Below are 20,781 nucleotides of genomic sequence, written 5' to 3'. Positions count from 1 at the left end.
TTTGTTTCAAGTTTCAAGTTGTTGGAATCTGTAAATCTTGAATTGTTAATTTTTTGTTTCAGGTTTTCTTTGTTTCAAGTTTGCTTCGCCTGTTCGAGCAGAGCTCTCGAGTCAAGTTTTGAAATGTCGAAAATCTTTGTTATTTATCTTTTTGTTATTGTTATTTCAAGTTTTTCTTTGTTTCCCGTTTCGGGTTTCACGTTCCAACAACTTGAAACAAAGAAAAACCTGAAACCTGAAACAAAATTCCTTACTGTCCGTAATACGAATCTTTTCCGTGTTTACGATTGTAATGTTTCTTTATTAAGGAATCTTTTAATCTTGGTGCGTTTGGGTTTATTTGTAAAGTCAGATAAGCCATTTCGGCAACGACTTCTAAAACTTTACTGTTGTACACTGCTTTTGCTGCATTTTTCCCCCAGGCAAATGGACCGTGATTTCCAATTAAAACCATTTCTACTTCTTCGTACGAAAGATTTTTTTCTTTAAAACAATCCAAAATCTGGATTCCTGTATTGTGTTCGTAGTTTCCTTCGATAAGTGAATCTGCCATCGGTGGCGCACACGGAATATCAGCTGTTAAATGATCGGCATGCGTGGTCCCAAAGATTGGAATATCTCGTTGCGATTGCGACCAGGCAACTGAATACGTTGCGTGTGTGTGTGCAACGCCTCCAATATTTGGCCAGTTTTTATATAAATAAGCATGCGTTTTAGTGTCTGAAGACGGACGCATAGAACCTTCGATAATATTATTATCAAAATCGACAATTACGATATCTTCCGGTTTTAAATCTTCGTACGGAACACCGCTTGGTTTTATAGCAAAAACACCATTTTTTCTATCAACCGAACTTACATTCCCAAAAGTATACACAACCAAATTCAATGCGTTTAATTGCATATTGGCTTCGTAACATTCTTGTTTTAAATCTTTATAAAGAGAACTCATGTTTTGCTATTTTTATGGTTGGATCTTCAAAAGCACTTAACTGATCGTACGCCAGCAATAATTTGTGATATGCTGCTACTTTATCTAATTGAGGAAAATATTCTCCGTCAAAATCACTTCCTATTTTTTGGCTTGCTTCAATTACATTAGGGTAAATTCCGGCTGCAACTGCTGCATAAATCGCTGCTCCTAAAGCTGGAGTCTGATCTGAAGCTGCAATTTTAATTGGCTTGTTTAAAACGTTAGCCAAAGTCTGCATGATAAAAGGTGATTTTCTGGCAACACCACCAATCCCGATAACGCTGTCAATTTTCACACCTTCTTCTTCAAAACGATCTACAATTTTCTTTGCTCCAAAACAGATAGCATTTACTAAAGCTTTAAAAATATGTGGTGCTTTTGTTCCTAATGATAAATTCGAAATTGCGCTTTTTAATTCTTGGTTTGCATCTGGAGTTCTGCGTCCGTTGATCCAGTCCAATGCAATTGGAAGAGAATCTGAAACCGGAATTTTCTCCGCTTCTTTCGTTAATTCTACAATTAATTTATCGCTGAATTCTTCTCTTAATTGTTCTTTTTGAGCATCATTTAAAACTGTTGAAGCAGTCAATAAATGATCTGTTGGCCAAAGCAATAATTCTTTGTACCAAGCCAATAAATCTCCAAAAGCAGATTGTCCGGCTTCTAAACCAATAAATCCGGGAATTACAGATCCGTCCACTTGTCCGCAGATTCCACGAACCGTTTTTGTACCAACTTCATCATAAGAACCAACCAAAATATCGCAGGTTGAAGTTCCCATAACGCGAACCAAAGTATTCTCGCCAATTTTTGCTCCAACAGCTCCTGAATGTGCATCAAAAGTTCCCACGGCTACAACTGTCTCTGAAGAAAGTCCTAAACGATCTGCCCATTCTTTGCTTAAATTTCCGGCAACAACATCAGAGGTATACGTTTCATCATATAAATTCCCACGAAGTGTTGCTAAATATGGATGCAGTTTTCCTAAAAATTCTACTGGTGGCAAACCATTCCAGTCTTCGTGCCACATTGCTTTGTGACCCGCGGCGCAACGGCTTCTTTTAAAGGTTTTTAAATCTTTATCTTCAATTAATAAATAAGTCATTAAATCGCAATGCTCCATCCAGGTGTGCGCTGCATTTCGAACGGCTTCATCTTCTCTGGCAATGTGCAAGATTTTTGCCCAAAACCATTCTGATGAATAAATCCCGCCTACATATTTGGTTACGTTTTCTCCGCCCCAGCTTACTGCCAATTCGTTGATCTCGTTTGCTTCATTTATGGATGTATGATCCTTCCACAATACCATCATCGCATTTGGATTTTCCTCAAAATCTTTTGTTAAGGCCAACGGAATTCCGTCTTTCGTAACAGGAACTGGAGAAGATCCGGTCGTATCAATGCAAATTCCGCGTACTTGTGAAGGATCAACTTTACTTTCTTTTATAACGGTTTGAATCGTGATTTCTAATCCTTCAATATGATCTAATGGATGTTGACGAAATTGATTTATAGATGCGTCACAATATTGCTTGTTTTTCCATCTTTTATAATGAGAAACATTTGATGCCAGCTCTTGCCCATTTTCAGTATCTATTAGCATCGCCCGAACAGAATCTGTTCCGTAGTCCAATCCTATAACGTAATTTTTCATTGAATTCATTTTTTAATAATGACAAATATAAATATAATTATTTTATAAGTGTATAAAAAACACTTAACAAAAACAGCTGTTGTAATTTTTACAAATAATGCATCAAAACAGCGCTTTAGCATCAAAACAGAAAACAAACGTTGATTTTACATTTATTATGTTGCGATTATTTCATCTTTATCTTCAAAACGGTAACTGAGTATGCCGGAAAATCATACTGCACTTTACTTCCGTTTACCTTAAACTCAGTTTCTTTTGGGCTAATTTTGATTGGAGACTCAAAAGAATTTTCATCATTTATTCCGTCTCCTTTTAAAGTTATCGCTGTTCCTTTTGAATTTAATTTGGCTCCTTTTACATCAATTGAAGCATTTTGTGCCGATGCAGAAGCATTTACAATTTTCAGGATTACTTCCTTAGAGTCAATATCTTTTACTGCTGATGCAAACAAATCGTTTTGTCCTGTAACTGCTTTTCCGTCTTTTGTAATATTGATTAAATCAGTTCCTTTATTGTTAGAGAATAATTTCTGAACATAATAATTGGGCGTTCCATAAGATTGCAAATTGTTGAACCAAATCATGTCCGGTGTCCATTGCCATCCTTCAACATGAGCCAAAAGTGGTGCGTAAGAAGTCAGGTGCACTACCTCAGCATTACGTTCCATTCCCGTCATAAAAGCCGCTTCAGAGAAAGCACATTCCCAGTTATTTTTATTGTCCGGACTTGCAATTGCTACACTTTGCGCTGCATATTCTCCTGCAAAAATCTTTGGTCCTTTACGATCGTAATTATCGTAACGTGTTACATTTTTACGAAACCATGCCGGATCTTTATAATAATGTTCATCAACGATTTCTGCGTTCAGTTTTTTAAGTTCGGTCATACCGTAATCAAAATAATCTCCATCAGGATAAGGTCCAGTTCCGGAAACGATTATGATGTTTGGATATTTTGCTTTGATGGCTTTTTGAAACACTTTGAAACGCTCGATATAATCAGGTCCCCATTGCTCATTTCCAACTCCGATATGTTTTAAGTTGAATGGTTTTGGATGTCCCATATCAGCTCTGACTTTCCCCCAGGCAGTAGTTTGATCGCCATTTGCAAATTCAATTAAGTCTAAAGCATCTTGTACATAAGGATCGATTTGATCCATTGGAACCAATTCTCCTGTGTTGAATTGACACGCCATTCCGCAGCTTAAAATAGGTAACGGCGCAGCTCCAATATCTTCTGAAAGTTGGAAATATTCGAAGAATCCTAAACCAAAACTCTGGAAATAATCCGGCGCCAATTTATGTGCAAACTCGGTATTCCAACGGTTGATCATCGTTTCTCTGTCTTCTACATTTCCAATTGATTTTTTCCATTGGTAACGCAACGCCAGTGTTTTTCCTTCTACAATACATCCGCCCGGAAAACGTAAAAATCCTGGTTTCAAATCGTATAATAATTGTACTAAATCAGCACGCATTCCGTTTTTTCTGCCTTTCCAGGTATCTTCCGGAAATAACGAAATAGCATCTAAATCAATAACTCCGCTTCCTTGAAAAGTGATTCTGATTTGTGCTTTTGCTTCGGTTGCAGTTGCGGTTAATTGTGCAGTATAATTTGTCCATTCTTTTGATGTTGGCGTGATTGAAGTTTCTCCTAAAACCTTTTTGTTTTTATCAATGAATTGGATTTTTATCTTAGAAATATCTCCTGAAATTTTTGAAGCTTTCAAGGATAAATTATATTTCAAATCTTTCTTGATTCCCATTCCTCTGAAACCTTCGTTGATCATTTCATAACCGTTTGCATCGTTGATTGTAACACGGCAATAATTATGATTGGTTCCTTTTTGCGAATACTGAATAATATTGGCGATTCCGGATTGAAGGTTTAATTTGTGGCGGTCGCTGTTGGGTTCGTTCCATCCCATCATAGGCGTTTCGAATTCGAATGATCTGTTTTTGATCATTTCGGCATACAAACCTCCATCGGCAGCAAAATTGATATCTTCAAAAAAGACTCCATACATCGTTGGCTGAATTTTGGTAACTGATTTTGCAGCGTCTACCTGAAGGTTATTTTTTTGTGCCGAAGCATAAAAGCCATTCAGCAATAAACCACAAAGGGTAATTTTGGTAATTAAATTGGACTTCATTTTTATTTTGTTTGTGTTTTAATGGCACGCGGATTATACTGATTCACTAAAGTGAAAACGCGGATAAAAACGGATTTTTATTTTTGTTTCACGCAGATTTTTGCAGATCTGAGCAGATTTTTTTTAATCTTTTTAATTCTTTATTCTGATTGTGCCTGACGGATTGAAATCCGTCTCTACAATATAAATCGTTCCTCCGGAACTTTTTTAAATCTTTTTTAATCCTATTATCTACGGTATTATCTTTCTTCTTGCCTCTTTATTCTATTCTCTTTGTTCCATTTTCTTTGTTCTATTCTCTTTAATCTCAATTCTTATAATCCAACCAAACTTTCATTTTTCCAACACCTCTATTCGACCAGCTGTAATAAGGTATTGCTTTGAATTTTGAATTTTCGATGACGTTTACGCCTTGCAATAAATTCGGTTCTTTTTTTACTGTGAAAGTATCTTTGGCGGCTACATCTATTTTATCAAAATTGGTTTTGTTGTCGATTTCTTCTACGGCGTAAACGATTGGTCCGTATTCTAAAGAGACTTTGTTTTTATTAGATTCTACTTTCGCGTTTGTTTCTACTTCCTGAACTTCCATTTGGAAATTAAGATTGATTTTATCACCTTTTTTCCAATTTCTGGTAATGGTGAAATAACCGTCTTGTGGCTGAATCGCCAATGTTTCTCCGTTCAGATTAATTGATACTTTTTGAGTAGAAGCTTTTTTATAAGTGTATAAATCGCCCGGCAAAACTTCATTTCTTGCCCAACCCGGAACTCTCAATTTGATCGTGAATTGGCTTTCTTTTTTCGGGTTAACCGAGATTACTACTTTTCCATTCCAGGGATATCCTGTTTGTTGTGAAATCTCTAAATCGGTTTTTCCTAAAGTGAAAGAGGCGTTGTTTGAAGCGTATAAATTCACATATAATGCATTTTTTGATTTTGAATAAATCAATCCCGGAATCGATGGCACAAATCGAATTAAATTCGTTGGACAGCAAGAACAGTCAAACCAAGCCTGACGTGTGCAAGATCCTCTGTTTGATTTAAAAACACCATCAGATTCTAAGGCATTTGGATAGAAAAATTGTTTTCCGTTTAATGAAATTCCAGAGATTAATCCGTTGTACATCGTTCTTTCGATCACATCAAAATATTGTGATTTACCCGTTAAATTATGTAATCTGTGATTCCAATATACATCTCCAATGGCAGCGCAGGTTTCGTTGTAAGCGGTTAAATTTGGCAATTCATAATTTTCTCCAAAAGCTTCTCCGTCATGTCTTGAACCAATTCCGCCTGTGATGTACATTTTTTTGTTGACCATATTATCCCATAACTTATTTACGGCATCGGTATATCCCTGGTCTTTTGTCATGGCGGCGATATCTGTCATTCCTGCATACATATAAACGGCTCTTACGGCATGACCAACCACTTCATTCTGTTGTACGACCGGAATATGATCTTGTGCATATTCGCCATATAATTTGTGATTGTTTGGATTTCCGCGATTGTCCAAAAAGTATTTCGCCAGTTTTAGATAGTCTTCTTTTCCTGTAATTTGGTATAATTTGATCAAGCCCGTTTCTACAATCTGATGCCCTGGAACGCCTTTTACCTGACCTGGTTTGTCGCCAAAAGTTTTTACTAATAAATCTGCATTTTTGATCGCAATGTCAAGGAAATTTCTTTTTCCGGTTGCTTCATAATGCACGACGGCAGCTTCAATCAAATGTCCTGAATTATAGCATTCGTGACTGATTTGTAATGATTCCCAACGTTTTCCCTCGATTACGGGAACCCACGGCGCTGGTGGTTTTGCCGGATTTATAGTTCTCCAGGTTGTTAGGTAACCGTCTTTTTCCTGACCAATTTTTACAATGGCAATTAAGGAATCCAATACTTTTTCAAGTTTTGGGTTTGGCGCACTGATCAAAGTATTCGATGCTCCTTCGATAATCTTGTAAACATCCGTATCGTCAAAAGGCATTTCCCCTCTGACTTCTCCTGTTTTTTGTTTTCCTGCGATTAAAAAATTCTCGAATCTCCCTTCTTCATTACATTTCTGAATGGCGTATGCAATCGTAATTTCCTGCACTCTTTTAATAATCGGCAACCAAAAAGAATCTGTCAGTTTTACATTTTGAATGTTGACCGGTTCAATTTCGTAACCCGCTTTTAATGCTGAAGTTTTGCTCGATTGCACTACATCATTCTTCGTTTCTTTACAGGAAACAAAAATTATAAGCGATAGAAAAATCGTTAAAATTGGAAAAGTATATTTTTTCATTATATTGTTATTCTATTTTAAAACGGGCCATAAATCATTGTCCCAAACCATTTCTTTAACTATTAATCTTGGCACTCCATTGGTTTTCTTTTCGTAAGCGTGGTAAAAAATATAATCTTTTCCATCAAATGTATAAGCGCTGTTATGGCCTACGCCAAAGTAATTTTCATCACCCTGAACTACAATACTTCCTCCGCCTTCGTTTAGTGATTTTCCATTTTTATCGACATAAGGTCCTGTTACGTTTTTAGATCTTCCAACAACGACTTTATAGGTGCTTTTTTCTCCGCGACAGCATAAATCCCAAGAAATAAATTGATAATAATAGCCGTTTTTCCTGAAGATAAAAGGAGCTTCAATTGCGCCATCGCCCGGATCTGAATCCGCTAATTCGAAGGTTCTTTTGCGTTTTGCAATCGTATGCCATTCTTGTGGCTGTGCGATTGATTTTAAATCCGGATTTAGTTTTACCAATTTCAATCCTTCCCAAAAAGAACCGAATGATAACCACGGTGTATTGTTTTCGTCGAAGATTAAATTAGGATCGATGGCATTCCACATATCACGATTGGGTTGCGATTGAATCACAATTCCCTGATCGACCCATTTGTAATTTTTATCTTTTGGATCTAAAGTTATATTGGTCGCCACGCCAATCGCCGATGTATTTTTGGCGAAAGCCGAAACGGAATAATACAGATAATAAACCTTGTTGTGTAACGAAATATCCGGTGCCCAAATGTGATTTTTGAAATCGGCTGCAACGCCATCTGCCCAAACTGGTTTGTCTTTGAAAACTTGTGGCTCGGGATTCCAGTTTTTTAAATCTTTAGAACTGAAAACACTGATTCCGTTACCGGTACAATACAAATAGTAAGTGTCTTTTTGTTTGATGACAACAGGATCGTGCACTACTATTTCCTGCGCAAATGAGAGTGAACCAATCAATAAGATTAGAATAAAAAATGTCTGTTTTATGTTTTTATAAACCATATAAGTGATATAAGTAAATTTAAATTTTGCGCTGACTTGAAACTTTTTAAATCATATAAGAAAACTGGAAACTGCGACTGAAAACTATTTACTGAATTCCTTCAGAAGTCATCACTACTCGTTTCATTGTTCCATCTTTATTGTAATACAATTTATCGACACAAACAGATCTTCTGAAACTTCCTCCGTTTGGAATTGACGCTCCATTGTGATAAATAAAATACGATTGTCCTTTAAAATCTATAATTGCTTGATGATTAGTGTTGCTGTTTCCTGCTAATTCATTCAAGATTCCTTTAAATTCCCACGGACCATTAATGGATTTACTCATCGCATAAGCTATTTTTTCAGGAAACTCATAAGCGTATGATAAATAATACCAGTCTTTATGTTTGTGAATCCAAGGCGCTTCGGTAAAGTGAGGTAGATCGATGTGCTGAATTGCCCCGTCTAATTCCAGCATATTGTCTTTTAATTTTGCGTAATGACACGCGGTATTTCCCCAAAACAAATAGGCTTGTCCATCGGTATCGATATAAACCGTTGGATCGATATCGTCCCAGCTTATATTGGCAAATTTGGTCATGTCATTTGTAATCAAGGCTTTTCCTAAAGCATCTTTAAAAGGCCCTGTTGGACTATCCGAAACTGCAATTCCAATGGCTTTTCCGGGTACTGAACCATGCTCAACCGTTACATACCAATAGAATTTTCCGTTTCTTTCAATTACTTGCGAAGCCCATGCGTCACCTTTTGCCCATGCAAAATCAGATGCTTTTAAAGGCACCGGATGCGATTCCCATTTTTTCATATCTGATGAAGAATAGACTACCCATTCGTTCATTTTATAGAAGTTGAAATCGTTTGGCGCTTCGTCATGACCAGCGTATAAATAAACTTTGTCTTTGTAAACCAATGCCGCAGGATCGCCTGTGTATTGATCTTTGATGATCGGGTTATTGAATTTTTTGGGATCGATTTGAGTTTTATTAGATTGTGCCTGAACTACTGGAAAGCAGGCAAGCAAAACTAAAAGCGACAGGCTTGTAATTGTATTTTTCATTATGATTTATTTACACATTATTTTTTCACGCAGATTTTTATTTTTTAAGTCATGATAAATAAGTCCCGTCGGGGTGACATATTTGCAATTCTTGAGAAAAACTTATATATCGCTCCGCTGGAGCTAATAGAAACAACCTATTATATTCGCTATAAATATTACGCTCCGCTGGAGCTTTTAATACCCTAAACTACTTTCTTGAAATCTGTGGCTATTATTGAATGTTGGAATTTGGGATTTAAAAAATTGGAATTTTCTTAATTCATTTTCTTGCCCCAAACCGGTAATCCTGCTGATGTTAAACCGGAATAACTCAAAGTCACTTTTCTGGTGGCCAGTTCCCAATCCCAGGCATCAGATACATTGCATTTTACTCCGTTTACGGTTAGGATCTTTTTGGAGCTGTCATACGACCAAGCACCTGTAACATCTCCGCTTACTTTTTTATCGGCAGTTAAATAAACCGTAACGGCTTTCTGAATGACTTTGTATTGATAATTCATTGTTATTTGTTCCCAAGTTCCCACAAAACTAGCTTCTGTAATTGTTGTTGCCGGAACTCCGGCATAACGTTCTGCTTCTACAACCGGCCAACCATCTTCTGTCCATTGAATACCTCGAACGTGTCCCATCATTACAGCATTCGAAACTGCAATTCCCGGAACTCCTTCGGGCAAACGCGCTTGTGATGCATAATACCATTGTTTGGTATCAGGATTTTGGAAGATTCCACAATGTGAGATTCCTACCCAGCCTGTATGATTTTTAAAAGAATAAGGATGTGTCAACATTGGGAAACAATCTGCTCCTGATGTAATGCTGCTTCCGCTAATGGTTTGATAAGGTCCTAAAATGCTTTTTGAACGAGCTACACGTGTATTATAGGCAACAGATAATTCGTCATAAGCCAGAAATAAATAATAATATTGAGTCTCCGGATTGTAGATAATTTCGGGTCCTTCGAGTGCTTGCCAACGGTTTGAATTTACATTTCCGCGTCCTGCAATACGTGTTCCGTAATCGTCAATTGTTTTTAATTTATCCGGCTTTCCCGTTGTTGGATTCAGTTTTAAGGCTGCGATTCCGGAATGCCATGAACCGTAAATTAAATACTGATCGCCTTCAGGAGTTTGTATAAAACTTGGATCGATGGCGTTGAATTTAAAATAAGCATCCCAATCGTTTCCTCCGTTTCGAACGTAACTTTTTACACCGTCAGGTTCTGAGCAAACTACCATTCCCTTGTCTATCCAATTATTGGAAGCCAAATCATCTGTCTCGGCTAAGCCAATAAAAGCACGTTCTGTCCAGGAAGTATTGGTGTCTGTTCCCACAATTGGGTTTGTTACTACGATGCTGTAATACATTCTGTAGATATTACCCACTTTGCGAACACAAGGTGCCCAATATCCATAATTAGGGTTTGTAATGGCGGGCAATGCAGGAGACATTCTGGCTCTTTTATTGTTTAGGGAATCTTTTACCCAAGCCGGAGCTTCGGTCATGGATGATCCCATAAATTCCCAATTGATTAAATCTTTTGATCTTCTGTAAAAGAAATGACCGTGTCCGTCAGTTGCATTTCCATAAGAAGCATCGGTTTGATACATATAATAGTATTCACCACATTTTTCTACTGTTGGATCGTGCACGTTGGCTAAATTCCATTGTGCTTTACTTCCCCAACTTGAGATTGCGGTATAATTATCTGCGTAAGTTGGTCCGGGAAAAGCAGGCGGAACTACTACAACAGGTGGCTCAACAACCGGATCAGGATCTTTTGTAGGATCATCACTTGAACAACTTGTCAATGCAACTGCAATTAAAAAGAGCCCTCCTATATATGAAACTATTTCTAAAATGGAATTTGATTTTTTCATTTTTTAGCTTTTTATTTTCCTTCTAAAACTACTACGGAGAAAGGAGGAATTGTGATTTCAAGTTTTCCTTTTTTGTTTTCGAAACCTTTAAAAACTGTTGGTACAATTTTGTTTGGCGTATCGAATGAATTGTAATCTTGTAATTTTGCCGATGTTAAAATGATTCCTGTGAAGTTTTTTACACCAAGTTCATTTACATCAATTTCTATTTTATTTTTATTCTTTGCATCCACATTTACTAATGAAATATGAACTGCTCCGCTTTTGTCTTTTGATGCCGAAGCCGAAACTGCCGGAAGTGATTCTCCGTTGAAAGTGTATAATGGTGATTGAAAACTTATTGGTAATAATTTGGCATCCTGATGAACGCTGTATAATTTCATGACATGATACGTTGGCGTTGTAATCATTTTTGCTTTATCTGTAAGGATTACAGCTTGCAAAACATTGACACATTGCGCTAAGTTTGCCATACGAACTCTGTCAGCATGATTGTTGAAAATGTTCAATGTTGCTCCGGCTAAAACCGCATCTCTCATGGTATTTTGTTGGTACAAAAAACCAGGATTTGTTCCTTTCTCTACTTCGTACCAAGCTCCCCATTCGTCAACGATCATGGCTACCTTTTTCTCCGGATCATATTTGTCCATAATGGCTGAATGTTTGGTCACCAATTCTTCCATTTTTAAAGCCGATTGAATGGTATGAAAATAGCCGTCTTCTGTAAAGTTTACGCCATCGCCTTTTTTACCCCAATTGATTACGGCATAATGATGAACACCTAATCCGCCTAACATATTGATTGGAATGTTTTTCATTAAAACTTCTGTCCAGTTATAATCAGCACTGTTTGATCCTGATGCGATACGGGTGATTCCGCCTGTGTTTTCCCAATCTGACATGAAGGTGGCATATTTGCGGTATTCATTAGCATAATATTCTGCAGTCATATTTCCTCCGCATCCCCAGGCTTCGTTTCCAATTCCCCAGAATTTCACTTTCCAAGGTTCTGTTCTTCCGTTTTTTTTACGCAAATCGCTCATTGGGCTTTTTCCGCTAAAGTTGGTATACTGAACCCAATCTGCCAATTCCTGAACGGTTCCGCTGCCTACGTTTCCTGATAAATACGGTTCTGCACCAAGCAATTCACACATATTCAGAAAATCGTGCGTTCCAAAACTGTTGTCTTCTGTTGTTCCTCCCCACCATTTGTTTACAATTGTTGGTCTTTCCGGTTGTGGTCCAATTCCGTCTTTCCAGTGGTACGTATCGGCAAAACATCCTCCGGGCCATCTTAAATTTGGGATTTTCAATTCTTTCAAAGCTTTAATAATATCATTTCTAACTCCTTTTGTATTCGGAATTTTAGATGTATCTCCCACAAAGAAACCTCCATAAATAGAACGCCCTAAATGCTCTGCAAAATGTCCGTAAATATTTTTATCTATGGTTGGAGCATCCGCCGTATTTTTGATTGTAACCACTGTGGCTTGGTTTTGAGCGAAACTTACCTGATTGCAAATGGTAAAAAGAAATGTGATTAAAAGTGCTTTTTTCATAGTTTTATTTATAAGTTATAAAGAGGAAAGCGATATGAAACTTTCCTCTAAATAGTGTTTTTAATACGAAAGTGTTGGCCATCCTGATGACCATGTAAAATAGACGATTTCGAGCTTTGGATTTCCGCTATCGGCTCCGTCATAATAATGAACAGATCCTTTTTGGGTTCCTACAATTCTGGATAAATGTCCTGGTCCTATATAGTTTCCTTGTGTAGCCAAAACTGTTGTTCCACCGCCACTTGTCAGTGCTGTTCCGTTTTTGTCTACAAATGGTCCAAACGGACTTGTCGAACGACCTACTACAATATAATAGGTACTGTTTACTCCATTACAGCAATTGCCTCGGTTAACGAACATGTAGTAATAACTTCCTTCTTTGATTAAACAAGGAGCTTCCCAACTGGCGCTGCTTCCGCCTGCTACAATGGTTCTGCTTCCTGTTGTTTTTCCTGTGGATGGATTAATTTGAATAACTCCAATTCCGGCATGCCAGGAACCGTAGGCCATATAAACGTTGCTTCCGTCTACTAATATTGAAGGGTCAATTGCATTTACATCTGAAGATGAAGACGATGAAACCACAACGCCTCTGTCTGTCCAGGTTGTTCCTGCTGAAGCACTTATGGCCGGAGCAGTTATTAAACCAATTGCTGATGTGGCTGCACCAAAAGTAGAACAGGAATAATACATATTCCATCGATTGTTGAACCACGCTACATCCGGCGCCCAAAATGTTTTTACAAAACCGGGAACATATCCTGTGATCCAACTTGGTGTAGAAGTAAATACTGATGCTCCCCAAGTCCAGGTTGTTAAGTTTGTAGAATAGGTCATTGGGATATTATCGCCTGTTGTAAAGACATAATAATTGACTCCGCTTTTTACAATTGTGCTTGGATCGTGTGACGGAACTGTTCCGGTAACTGTTTTTGCTGTTAGATTTTTTGTTTGAGAATTTTGAGTTAGTGCAATTGCGGCTGCATCCTCATTTGAAGGGATTATGACATCTTCATTTTGACAACTTACTAATAATACTGCTAATAAAACCAAACTTGTAATTGTTTTCATTTGTTATAATTTTTAGTCTTTGTGTTAATAATTATCTCTTAAAATCTCATTCTATATTTTTAAGATAATATCATGTAAAGATTTTTAGGTCTCTACATGATATTAGTATTCTTAGTTGCAGTTTGCAGTCTCAGTTTTCAGTTTTTCAGTGTAGAATGTGACTACAAACTGTGACTGCGACTGAAAACTTTAATAACTATCATTCTGTATTGTTCCGGGATTGTTATCCATTTCTAATTGCGGAATTGGATAAAATTCTCTTCCCGTTGTATACGAATTAAACTCAGCATCTCTGGATCTTAACCAAGCTAATTTTGTAGCATCCTGCAACCATCCCCAACGACGAATATCATCAAAACGGTGTCCTTCAAGTGGGAACTCCAGAAATCTTTCGTGCCCTATTTGTTCTCTCATTTGAGCTTGTGACATTCCTGGTTTTGTAGTGGCTAGATTTGGTAAACCAACTCGGTTTCTTACCATTTGAATATATCCGTATGCCCCAGGAGTATCACCAGTTTCATTTAAAGTCTCGGCATACATCAAAAGAACATCGGCATAACGTAATAAACGTTCATTAATACCTGAACGCCAATCCATTTCGCTTTCAAATTCTCCATCTGAATTTTGATATTTTCTACAGAATATATCATTCAAATCAGCAGGGCTTTTTGCGTAGTACGTTGCAAAATCTTGTCCATACAATTTCATCCCGCCTGGTTTATTGTAAAATATAGTGGCATCTAAACGAGGATCCAGATCTCCTGATTGAGTTTTCTCATCATGAAATTCGTTGAATAATGCATGCGAAGGCTGCACATCCGTCCATCCAAAACCTCTTGGTGCATAAGTGATAGCGCGCGCTGAAGTTTTTCCCCAATTTGAAGCTGGAATACCTCCCCAGCCTAATGCAACGCCTCCGGCCTCTCTGCTCATTTGTACTTCAAAAAGTGACTCTGAATTATTTTCATTAGCAGTTGTAAAATTATCGCGATAGTTTGATACTAAGGAATAAACACCTAAGTCAATAACTTGTTTGAAAGTAGTTTTGGCTTTATCAAAATCCTTAGTAAACAAATACGCTTTTCCCAGATACCCCAGAGCCGCCCCTTTTGTTGCGCGTCCTGCCTCCCCGCTATCTAAACCTGAAACACTAGCATATGAAGTAGGTAATAACTCAGCCGCAGCTGTAAAATCTGCAATGACTTGTGCCCAACCTTCTGCTTCTGTTTTCTGTGGATATTTTACTGCAATGTTTGTTGGAACCGGCACGTTTTTAAACATGTTTACTGCATGAAATAAGTAAAGTCCTCTCAAAAAATAAGCCTGCCCTAAAATTCTGTTTTTTAGCGCTGCATTAGTCATTGCGATATTTGGAACATTTGCCAAAACTTGATTCGCACGGTAAATTCCCTGATAATAGGTTTCGTAAGCCCAGCCATATATAGAAGCATCAGCTACATTTGAATTGAATCTGCCTGCATTATACATCGATCCCCAAGGACTATTGGTGCGGGCATCATCAGATCTTGCATCTAATAATAAAGGAGTACTTCGCATATAAGTACCATCTGTTATTAAACTACTGTAAACAGCGTTTATACCTGCAACCGCATCCTCATCTGTTTTCCAGAATGAGCCTGCTGTTTCAACATTAGGATCAACCTGAAGTAAGTCTTCATTATCAACGCAACTTGTTGTTAGCACAGTTACTGAAAAGAAAACCGTTATATAGTTAAATATTTTATATTTCATTTTAATACGTTTTTAATTGATTAGGATAGTTTTAAAAATTTACTTCAACACCCATAGAAATTGTTCTTGGATTAGGGAAAGATCCCGCATCGTATCCTCTGGAAAATAATCCGTCATTGTAATTAAAATCCGGATCGTAGCCTTTGTATTTACTAATAATTAATAAATTTTGTCCGTTGATAAATATCTTCGCTTTTTGAATAAAAGTGTCTTTAGGAACAGGGATTAAATATCCTATTTCCAATGTTTGCAATTTGATATAATCGCCACTTTCAATAAATCTGTTAGAGTCTCTTGAATTTGCATTTGGGTCTCCAATGATCGGACGTGGTACATCTGTATTTGTATTTGTTGGAGTCCAGTAATTCAATGCATCAACACTGCTGTTTCCGTATTGTTCTGTCATTAAATTGCGGTACAATCCGTTGAATACCTTGTTTCCACCGCTTCCTTGCCAAAACATCGAAAAGTCGAAGTTTTTATAATTAGCACTAAAATTAAATCCGTAACTATATTTTGGAATCGCAACTCCCTGAAAAGTTCTGTCAGCATCTGTAATTTTACCATCGCCATTTACATCTTTGAACTTAATATCTCCAATACCTGCATTAGTTTGCGTTGGTGACGCAGCTAAATCTGCCGCATTCTGAAAAATCCCTGCCGTTTCATAAGCAAAAAGTTCACCAATAGATCTTCCTACTTCTGTTTTTGAAGCTGCCCCGTAAATTGGATTTCCGTCACGACCAATTTGTAAAACCTCATTTTTTAAAGTTCCTATATTGGCCGAAATGCTATATTTAAATTTATGATGGTTATTGTTATAACTTGCTGAAAATTCTAAACCACTGTTTTTAACTGCTCCTGCATTTGTTACTACGTTTGCCGGAAATGCTCCTGTTGAAAAAGGCAACGGAACTCCAATTAATAAATCTGTAGATTTTTTTTGATAATATTCTGCTGTAATTTGTAAATCGTTATTAAAAAATCCTAACTCAAGAGCAACATTCGAAGTCGAAGTTTCTTCCCAATGCACATCCGGATCAATTGCACTTACTACCGTAGTTCCAGGTGCTAATGCATTGTTAAAATCATATCCTGCAAAAGCATTAATAGTTGGTGAATATGCATATACTCCAATCGTATTATTTCCTAAAATACCATAACCTCCTCTAAGTTTAATTGTATTCCACCATTCCGGTAAGTGAATAAATTTTTCGTTACTAACTTTCCAGGCTCCTGAAAAAGAGTAGAAATTACCCGTATTATTCTTTTCACTAAAAAGTGATGTTTTATCTTGTCTGAAGTTTCCGGTAATAAAATAACGATCATCATAAGAATAATTTAATCGGCTTAAATACGAAATATTCGTAATCGTACTTTTATATTCTCCTCCATCTCTTGAATCAGCATATTGAAGTTGACTGATCTCTCCCGGCGTATAACCAACACCTTTATTCCATAGTTTATAAAAATCCTTTTTCTCCTGAATCCACCCCGCTAGCGCATCAATTTTATGTTTACCAAGCGAAACTTCATATGTCAATAAATTATTCAGGAATGTTCTGGTCTGATTTCCGGTTTCAAGATCTAATGCAGCCTTCTCATTCGTTGTAATATAGTACCATCCTAGATTGCTTGGTGGATTAAATTTTCTGTTTTGCCAATCTAATCTATCATAACTTACATCTAGTTTGTATTTAAGTCCTTTAACGATTTCAAGTTCTCCCCAGATATCTCCAATGAAACGATTTCTTTTTCCGTTATTCGTTATTAAATTATTAAACCCAATTACATTCATCGAAATGGCTCTTTGCGTTAAAACATCTGTACCACCGTAACCGCCAAGTCTGTTTGGATCATAAACAGGCATCGTTGGAATAGCGCCCAGTAAATCAACAATCGCTGATTGACCTGCATTATATTCGTTGAAATTCTCTTTGTCAGATTGTGTATAACCAATCTTAGAACCGTATTTAAATTTTCCTTTTTTACCGTATAAATTTAAATTGGTCGATAATCTTTCATAATCTTGCGGGGAATTTAAATAGCTTGTATTTTTAAAATAATCTACATTCATATTATAGCCTAAATTCTCAGCTCCGCCATTAAGTGTAAGCGATTGATTTTGGATAATCCCTGTTTGAAAAGCCTCTTTTTGCCAATCTGTATTTACATTTTTTATATAAGAAGGACTTGTTGGGTCATTTCCCGGAGCAACAGTTAATCCGGCATTTAATTCAGCAGCAGTTGTAATTTTCTGATAGCCGACTCTGTCTGTCAGGTCCCATTTTTTAGCCACATTCTGAAGTCCTACTAATGATTTGAATTTAATGTCAAGTTTGCCATTTTTACCTTTTTTGGTCGTGATAATTACAACTCCGTTTGCTCCCTGAACTCCATAAATAGCAGCCGAGGATGCATCCTTTAGAACTTGCATCGATTCGATATCACCAGGCGCAAAATCATTTGGACTATCAACGATCATTCCGTCAATAACAAAAAGAGGATTGTTGTTTGTAAATGAATTTATACCTCTGATTTTTACATTTACAAAACCTCCTGGTTCTCCTGACGATTGTACTGTAACACCGGCAACCTGGCCCTGAAGCATTTTTGCAGGATCATAGGTTATCGTTTTTTTAGCAGCTTCCATATCAACCACACTTATCGAACCTGTAAGATCAGATTTCTTTTGTGTTCCGTATCCTACAACTACTACCTCATTTAGTTTATTGGTGTCTTCGCTCAAAGCAACATTCACTTTTGTTTGATTTCCTACTGATATTTCCTGATTTTGAAATCCTATAAATGAAAAGACTAAAACATCATTTGGAGATGCTTTAATCGAATATTCTCCATCAAAACCACTTGTAACAACTGTTTTGGTTCCTTTTATCAAAATATTTACACCCGGCAAAGGCAGTTTGTCCTGAGCCGAAGTAACAACTCCACCAATCAATTTGTCCTGCGCCGACATTTGATGGGCTGAAAATACTAGCATTATTAATGCTAAAAGCCATTCTTTTTTTGGCAATAAAAAATTGCAATAAAAAAATAATTTTTGGTTTGTTATCATATTGGTTAGTTTAAGTTGGTTAGCGTATAATTATAAGTGTTAATTCTACATTTGTAAATTTAAATAAAAAAAAACCTCAAAAACAAATTAATTTCACAAAAAAAGGTTGTAAAAAAAATGCATATCGCAAATTAAGTGTAAACATAACATTTAAAAAATCACGTTTATTTCAAAAAGAAAGCTCTTTTCTAATACTTATTTGTGTAAAATCTACACTTTTTATCAAAAAGGCTCTTTTTAATCAAAAAAAGGGAGTCTGAAAAAATTTACTAAATAGGCTTTTTTATAAATATTTGAAGGGAATAAAATCGTTATTTTTGTAAATAAAAACTGATTTTGACTACTAATTTTCAAATTTTGTTTGTACATTTTTTCAAAAAAGTATCCTGTATCTATCCTGTTTTGCTCTTAAAAAAATCACAAAAAGAAAAAGTCGTCATTAATTTTATGTGAAAAGTTGTTTTTTTAACTCTATTTTTGAGTAGGAATTAATGTAAGTGTAAAATCTACATTAATAAATTATGAAACGAATTAGGAAGTTTATATATTTACCAATAAAAAATTGAATATGCTAAACAGTTATAGCACTGCAGATAAAGTCTTATTAGCAGTAGATTGTATCATTTTTGGATTCGACCATGAGGGGTTGAAAATCCTTTTAATCAAGAGAGATTTTGAGCCTGAAAAGGGAAAATGGTCTTTGATTGGAGGTTTTCTAAAACGCGATGAAGTTTTAGATCATGCTGCTATTAGAATCTTAAATACCTATACCGGTTTAAACGATATCTATATGGAGCAATTATATGCGTATAGCGAAATCGATCGTGATCCTGTAGAAAGAACCATTTCAGTTTCTTATTATGCTTTGATTAATATCGAAAATCATAATGCTGAATTGATCAAGAATTATCACGCACAATGGTTTAGTATTACGGATGCCCCAAATTTGATTTTTGACCATGACGAAATGGTACAGCAAGCAATTAGAAGACTTCGTTACAGAACTTCGATAAAACCAATTGGTTTTGAGTTGTTGCCGGAAAAATTTACCATGCGTCAATTGTTAGAATTATATGAAGCAATCTTAAGCAAGGAATTAGACAAACGAAACTTTATCAGCAAGATCAATTCTTTAGAAATTCTAAATAAATTAGAGGAAAAAGATATGCAGTCTTCCCGCAAAGGATCTTATCTATACACTTTTAACAAGGAAAAATATGAGGAAAAATTACTTAACGATTTTATATTGAATTTGTAGAGAAAGTTTAGCCCACGGATTAAACTGATTTTCACTGATTTTTTTAAATGACAAATATTAAGATTAAAAAAGTTTCACGCAGATTTTGCAGATTAGAGCAGATCTAAATTTAAATCTGTATGAATCTGTAAAATCTGCGTGAAAAAACAAATAAAAATAAAACCCTGAAAGCCACAAACTCTCAGGGTTTTTTCTTCAAATAAAATTACTAAAAAACTAAACAAAAATTATTATTTATAATTAGCCACGGATCAAACAAATTAAACTGATTTTCACGGGTTTTTATCCTTATCAAATCTGCCTGATAAATTTAAATTTGCTATCCCTTTTAAAAAAAATTAAATCTGCGACAACCAATTTCATCCGTTAAATCCGTGGGCCAAAAAAAATTACTTTAACTATTTCCTTTTTGATAATCAGCCAAAAAAGTAGCTAACCCAATATCCGTTAGCGGATGTTTTAGCAAACCTTCAATTGCACTCAATGGTCCGGTGATAACATCTGAACCAATTTTGGCACAATTTATAATGTGCATTACATTACGCACTGAAGCTGCCAGTATCTGGGTTTCGTAACCATAATTATCATAAATCAATCTGATATCTTCAATCAGCACCATCCCGTCAGTAGAAACATCATCAAGACGGCCAATAAATGGCGATACATACGTTGCTCCCGCTTTTGCCGCCAATAATGCCTGACCAACAGAAAACACCAGTGTACAATTGGTTCTGATTCCTTTATTCGAAAAATACCTGATTGCTTTTACACCATCTTTGATCATCGGGATTTTTACCACAATCTGCGGGTGCAATGCCGCCAGCTTTTCTCCTTCTGCAATCATGCCTTCAAAATCTGTCGAAATTACTTCGGCACTTACATCACCATCAACCAATTCACAGATCTTAATATAATGGTCCAGAATATTCTGAGCTCCTGTAATTCCTTCCTTGGCCATTAACGAAGGGTTTGTGGTTACACCATCTAAAACGCCTAAATCATTGGCTTCTTTAATATCTTTTAAGTTTGCTGTGTCTATAAAAAATTTCATTTCTTTCTG

The 20,781-nt window shown here is 36.3% G+C and carries 13 protein-coding genes; 1 reads left to right on the top strand and 12 read right to left on the bottom strand.

The annotated features are described in order from the left end of the window. Positions 1-250 precede the first annotated feature (250 nt). From QLQ94_RS05650 to QLQ94_RS05600, 11 genes are all read right to left on the bottom strand, one after another. Complete coding sequence (locus QLQ94_RS05650) at positions 251-952, bottom strand: L-ribulose-5-phosphate 4-epimerase (RefSeq protein ID WP_482499306.1); 702 nt, start codon at positions 950-952, stop codon at positions 251-253. After that, on the bottom strand, positions 936-2,627 hold the full coding sequence (locus QLQ94_RS05645) for a ribulokinase (RefSeq protein ID WP_482499305.1): 1,692 nt from the start codon (positions 2,625-2,627) through the stop codon (positions 936-938). Before QLQ94_RS05645 ends, QLQ94_RS05650 begins: the two co-directional genes overlap by 17 nt. 166 nt (positions 2,628-2,793) lie before the next feature. Next, positions 2,794-4,779, bottom strand: coding sequence for an alpha-L-arabinofuranosidase C-terminal domain-containing protein (locus QLQ94_RS05640; RefSeq protein WP_271335130.1), 1,986 nt, complete (start codon positions 4,777-4,779; stop codon positions 2,794-2,796). Positions 4,780-5,086: 307 nt separating this feature from the next. Continuing rightward, positions 5,087-7,069: a glycoside hydrolase family 127 protein gene (locus tag QLQ94_RS05635; protein WP_482499304.1), complete on the bottom strand. Its 1,983-nt coding sequence runs from the start codon at positions 7,067-7,069 to the stop codon at positions 5,087-5,089. Between the two features lie 12 nt (positions 7,070-7,081). After that, entirely contained in the window at positions 7,082-8,062 is a 981-nt protein-coding gene (locus QLQ94_RS05630) for an arabinan endo-1,5-alpha-L-arabinosidase (RefSeq protein WP_271335128.1), read from the bottom strand. An 88-nt stretch (positions 8,063-8,150) separates the two neighbouring features. Further along, positions 8,151-9,125, bottom strand: a complete 975-nt coding sequence (locus QLQ94_RS05625) for a glycoside hydrolase family 43 protein (protein ID WP_271335127.1) — start codon at positions 9,123-9,125, stop codon at positions 8,151-8,153. A 257-nt stretch (positions 9,126-9,382) separates the two neighbouring features. Continuing rightward, positions 9,383-11,005 carry an arabinan endo-1,5-alpha-L-arabinosidase gene (locus tag QLQ94_RS05620; RefSeq protein WP_482499303.1) on the bottom strand — a complete coding sequence of 541 codons (1,623 nt, stop codon included), beginning with the start codon at positions 11,003-11,005 and terminating at the stop codon, positions 9,383-9,385. An 11-nt stretch (positions 11,006-11,016) separates the two neighbouring features. Continuing rightward, on the bottom strand, positions 11,017-12,564 hold the full coding sequence (locus QLQ94_RS05615) for an alpha-N-arabinofuranosidase (protein ID WP_271335125.1): 1,548 nt from the start codon (positions 12,562-12,564) through the stop codon (positions 11,017-11,019). A gap of 60 nt (positions 12,565-12,624) precedes the next feature. After that, positions 12,625-13,635 carry an arabinan endo-1,5-alpha-L-arabinosidase gene (locus QLQ94_RS05610; protein WP_482499302.1) on the bottom strand — a complete coding sequence of 337 codons (1,011 nt, stop codon included), beginning with the start codon at positions 13,633-13,635 and terminating at the stop codon, positions 12,625-12,627. Between the two features lie 189 nt (positions 13,636-13,824). Further along, positions 13,825-15,387, bottom strand: coding sequence for a RagB/SusD family nutrient uptake outer membrane protein (locus QLQ94_RS05605; protein WP_482499301.1), 1,563 nt, complete (start codon positions 15,385-15,387; stop codon positions 13,825-13,827). Between the two features lie 31 nt (positions 15,388-15,418). After that, positions 15,419-18,388 carry a SusC/RagA family TonB-linked outer membrane protein gene (locus tag QLQ94_RS05600; RefSeq protein WP_482499300.1) on the bottom strand — a complete coding sequence of 990 codons (2,970 nt, stop codon included), beginning with the start codon at positions 18,386-18,388 and terminating at the stop codon, positions 15,419-15,421. Between the two features lie 643 nt (positions 18,389-19,031). Between QLQ94_RS05600 and QLQ94_RS05595 the strand changes: the two genes are divergently transcribed. After that, complete coding sequence (locus QLQ94_RS05595; RefSeq protein ID WP_427401115.1) at positions 19,032-19,721, top strand: NUDIX hydrolase; 690 nt, start codon at positions 19,032-19,034, stop codon at positions 19,719-19,721. A 394-nt stretch (positions 19,722-20,115) separates the two neighbouring features. Here QLQ94_RS05595 and fsa read toward each other — a convergent pair whose 3' ends face one another. Continuing rightward, positions 20,116-20,772: a fructose-6-phosphate aldolase gene (gene fsa, locus QLQ94_RS05590; protein ID WP_271335120.1), complete on the bottom strand. Its 657-nt coding sequence runs from the start codon at positions 20,770-20,772 to the stop codon at positions 20,116-20,118. Between the last annotated feature and the right edge of the window lie 9 nt (positions 20,773-20,781).

This window comes from Flavobacterium sp. B114r, from assembly GCF_056824125.1.
This window is presented reverse-complemented; position numbering and strand designations above follow the sequence as displayed.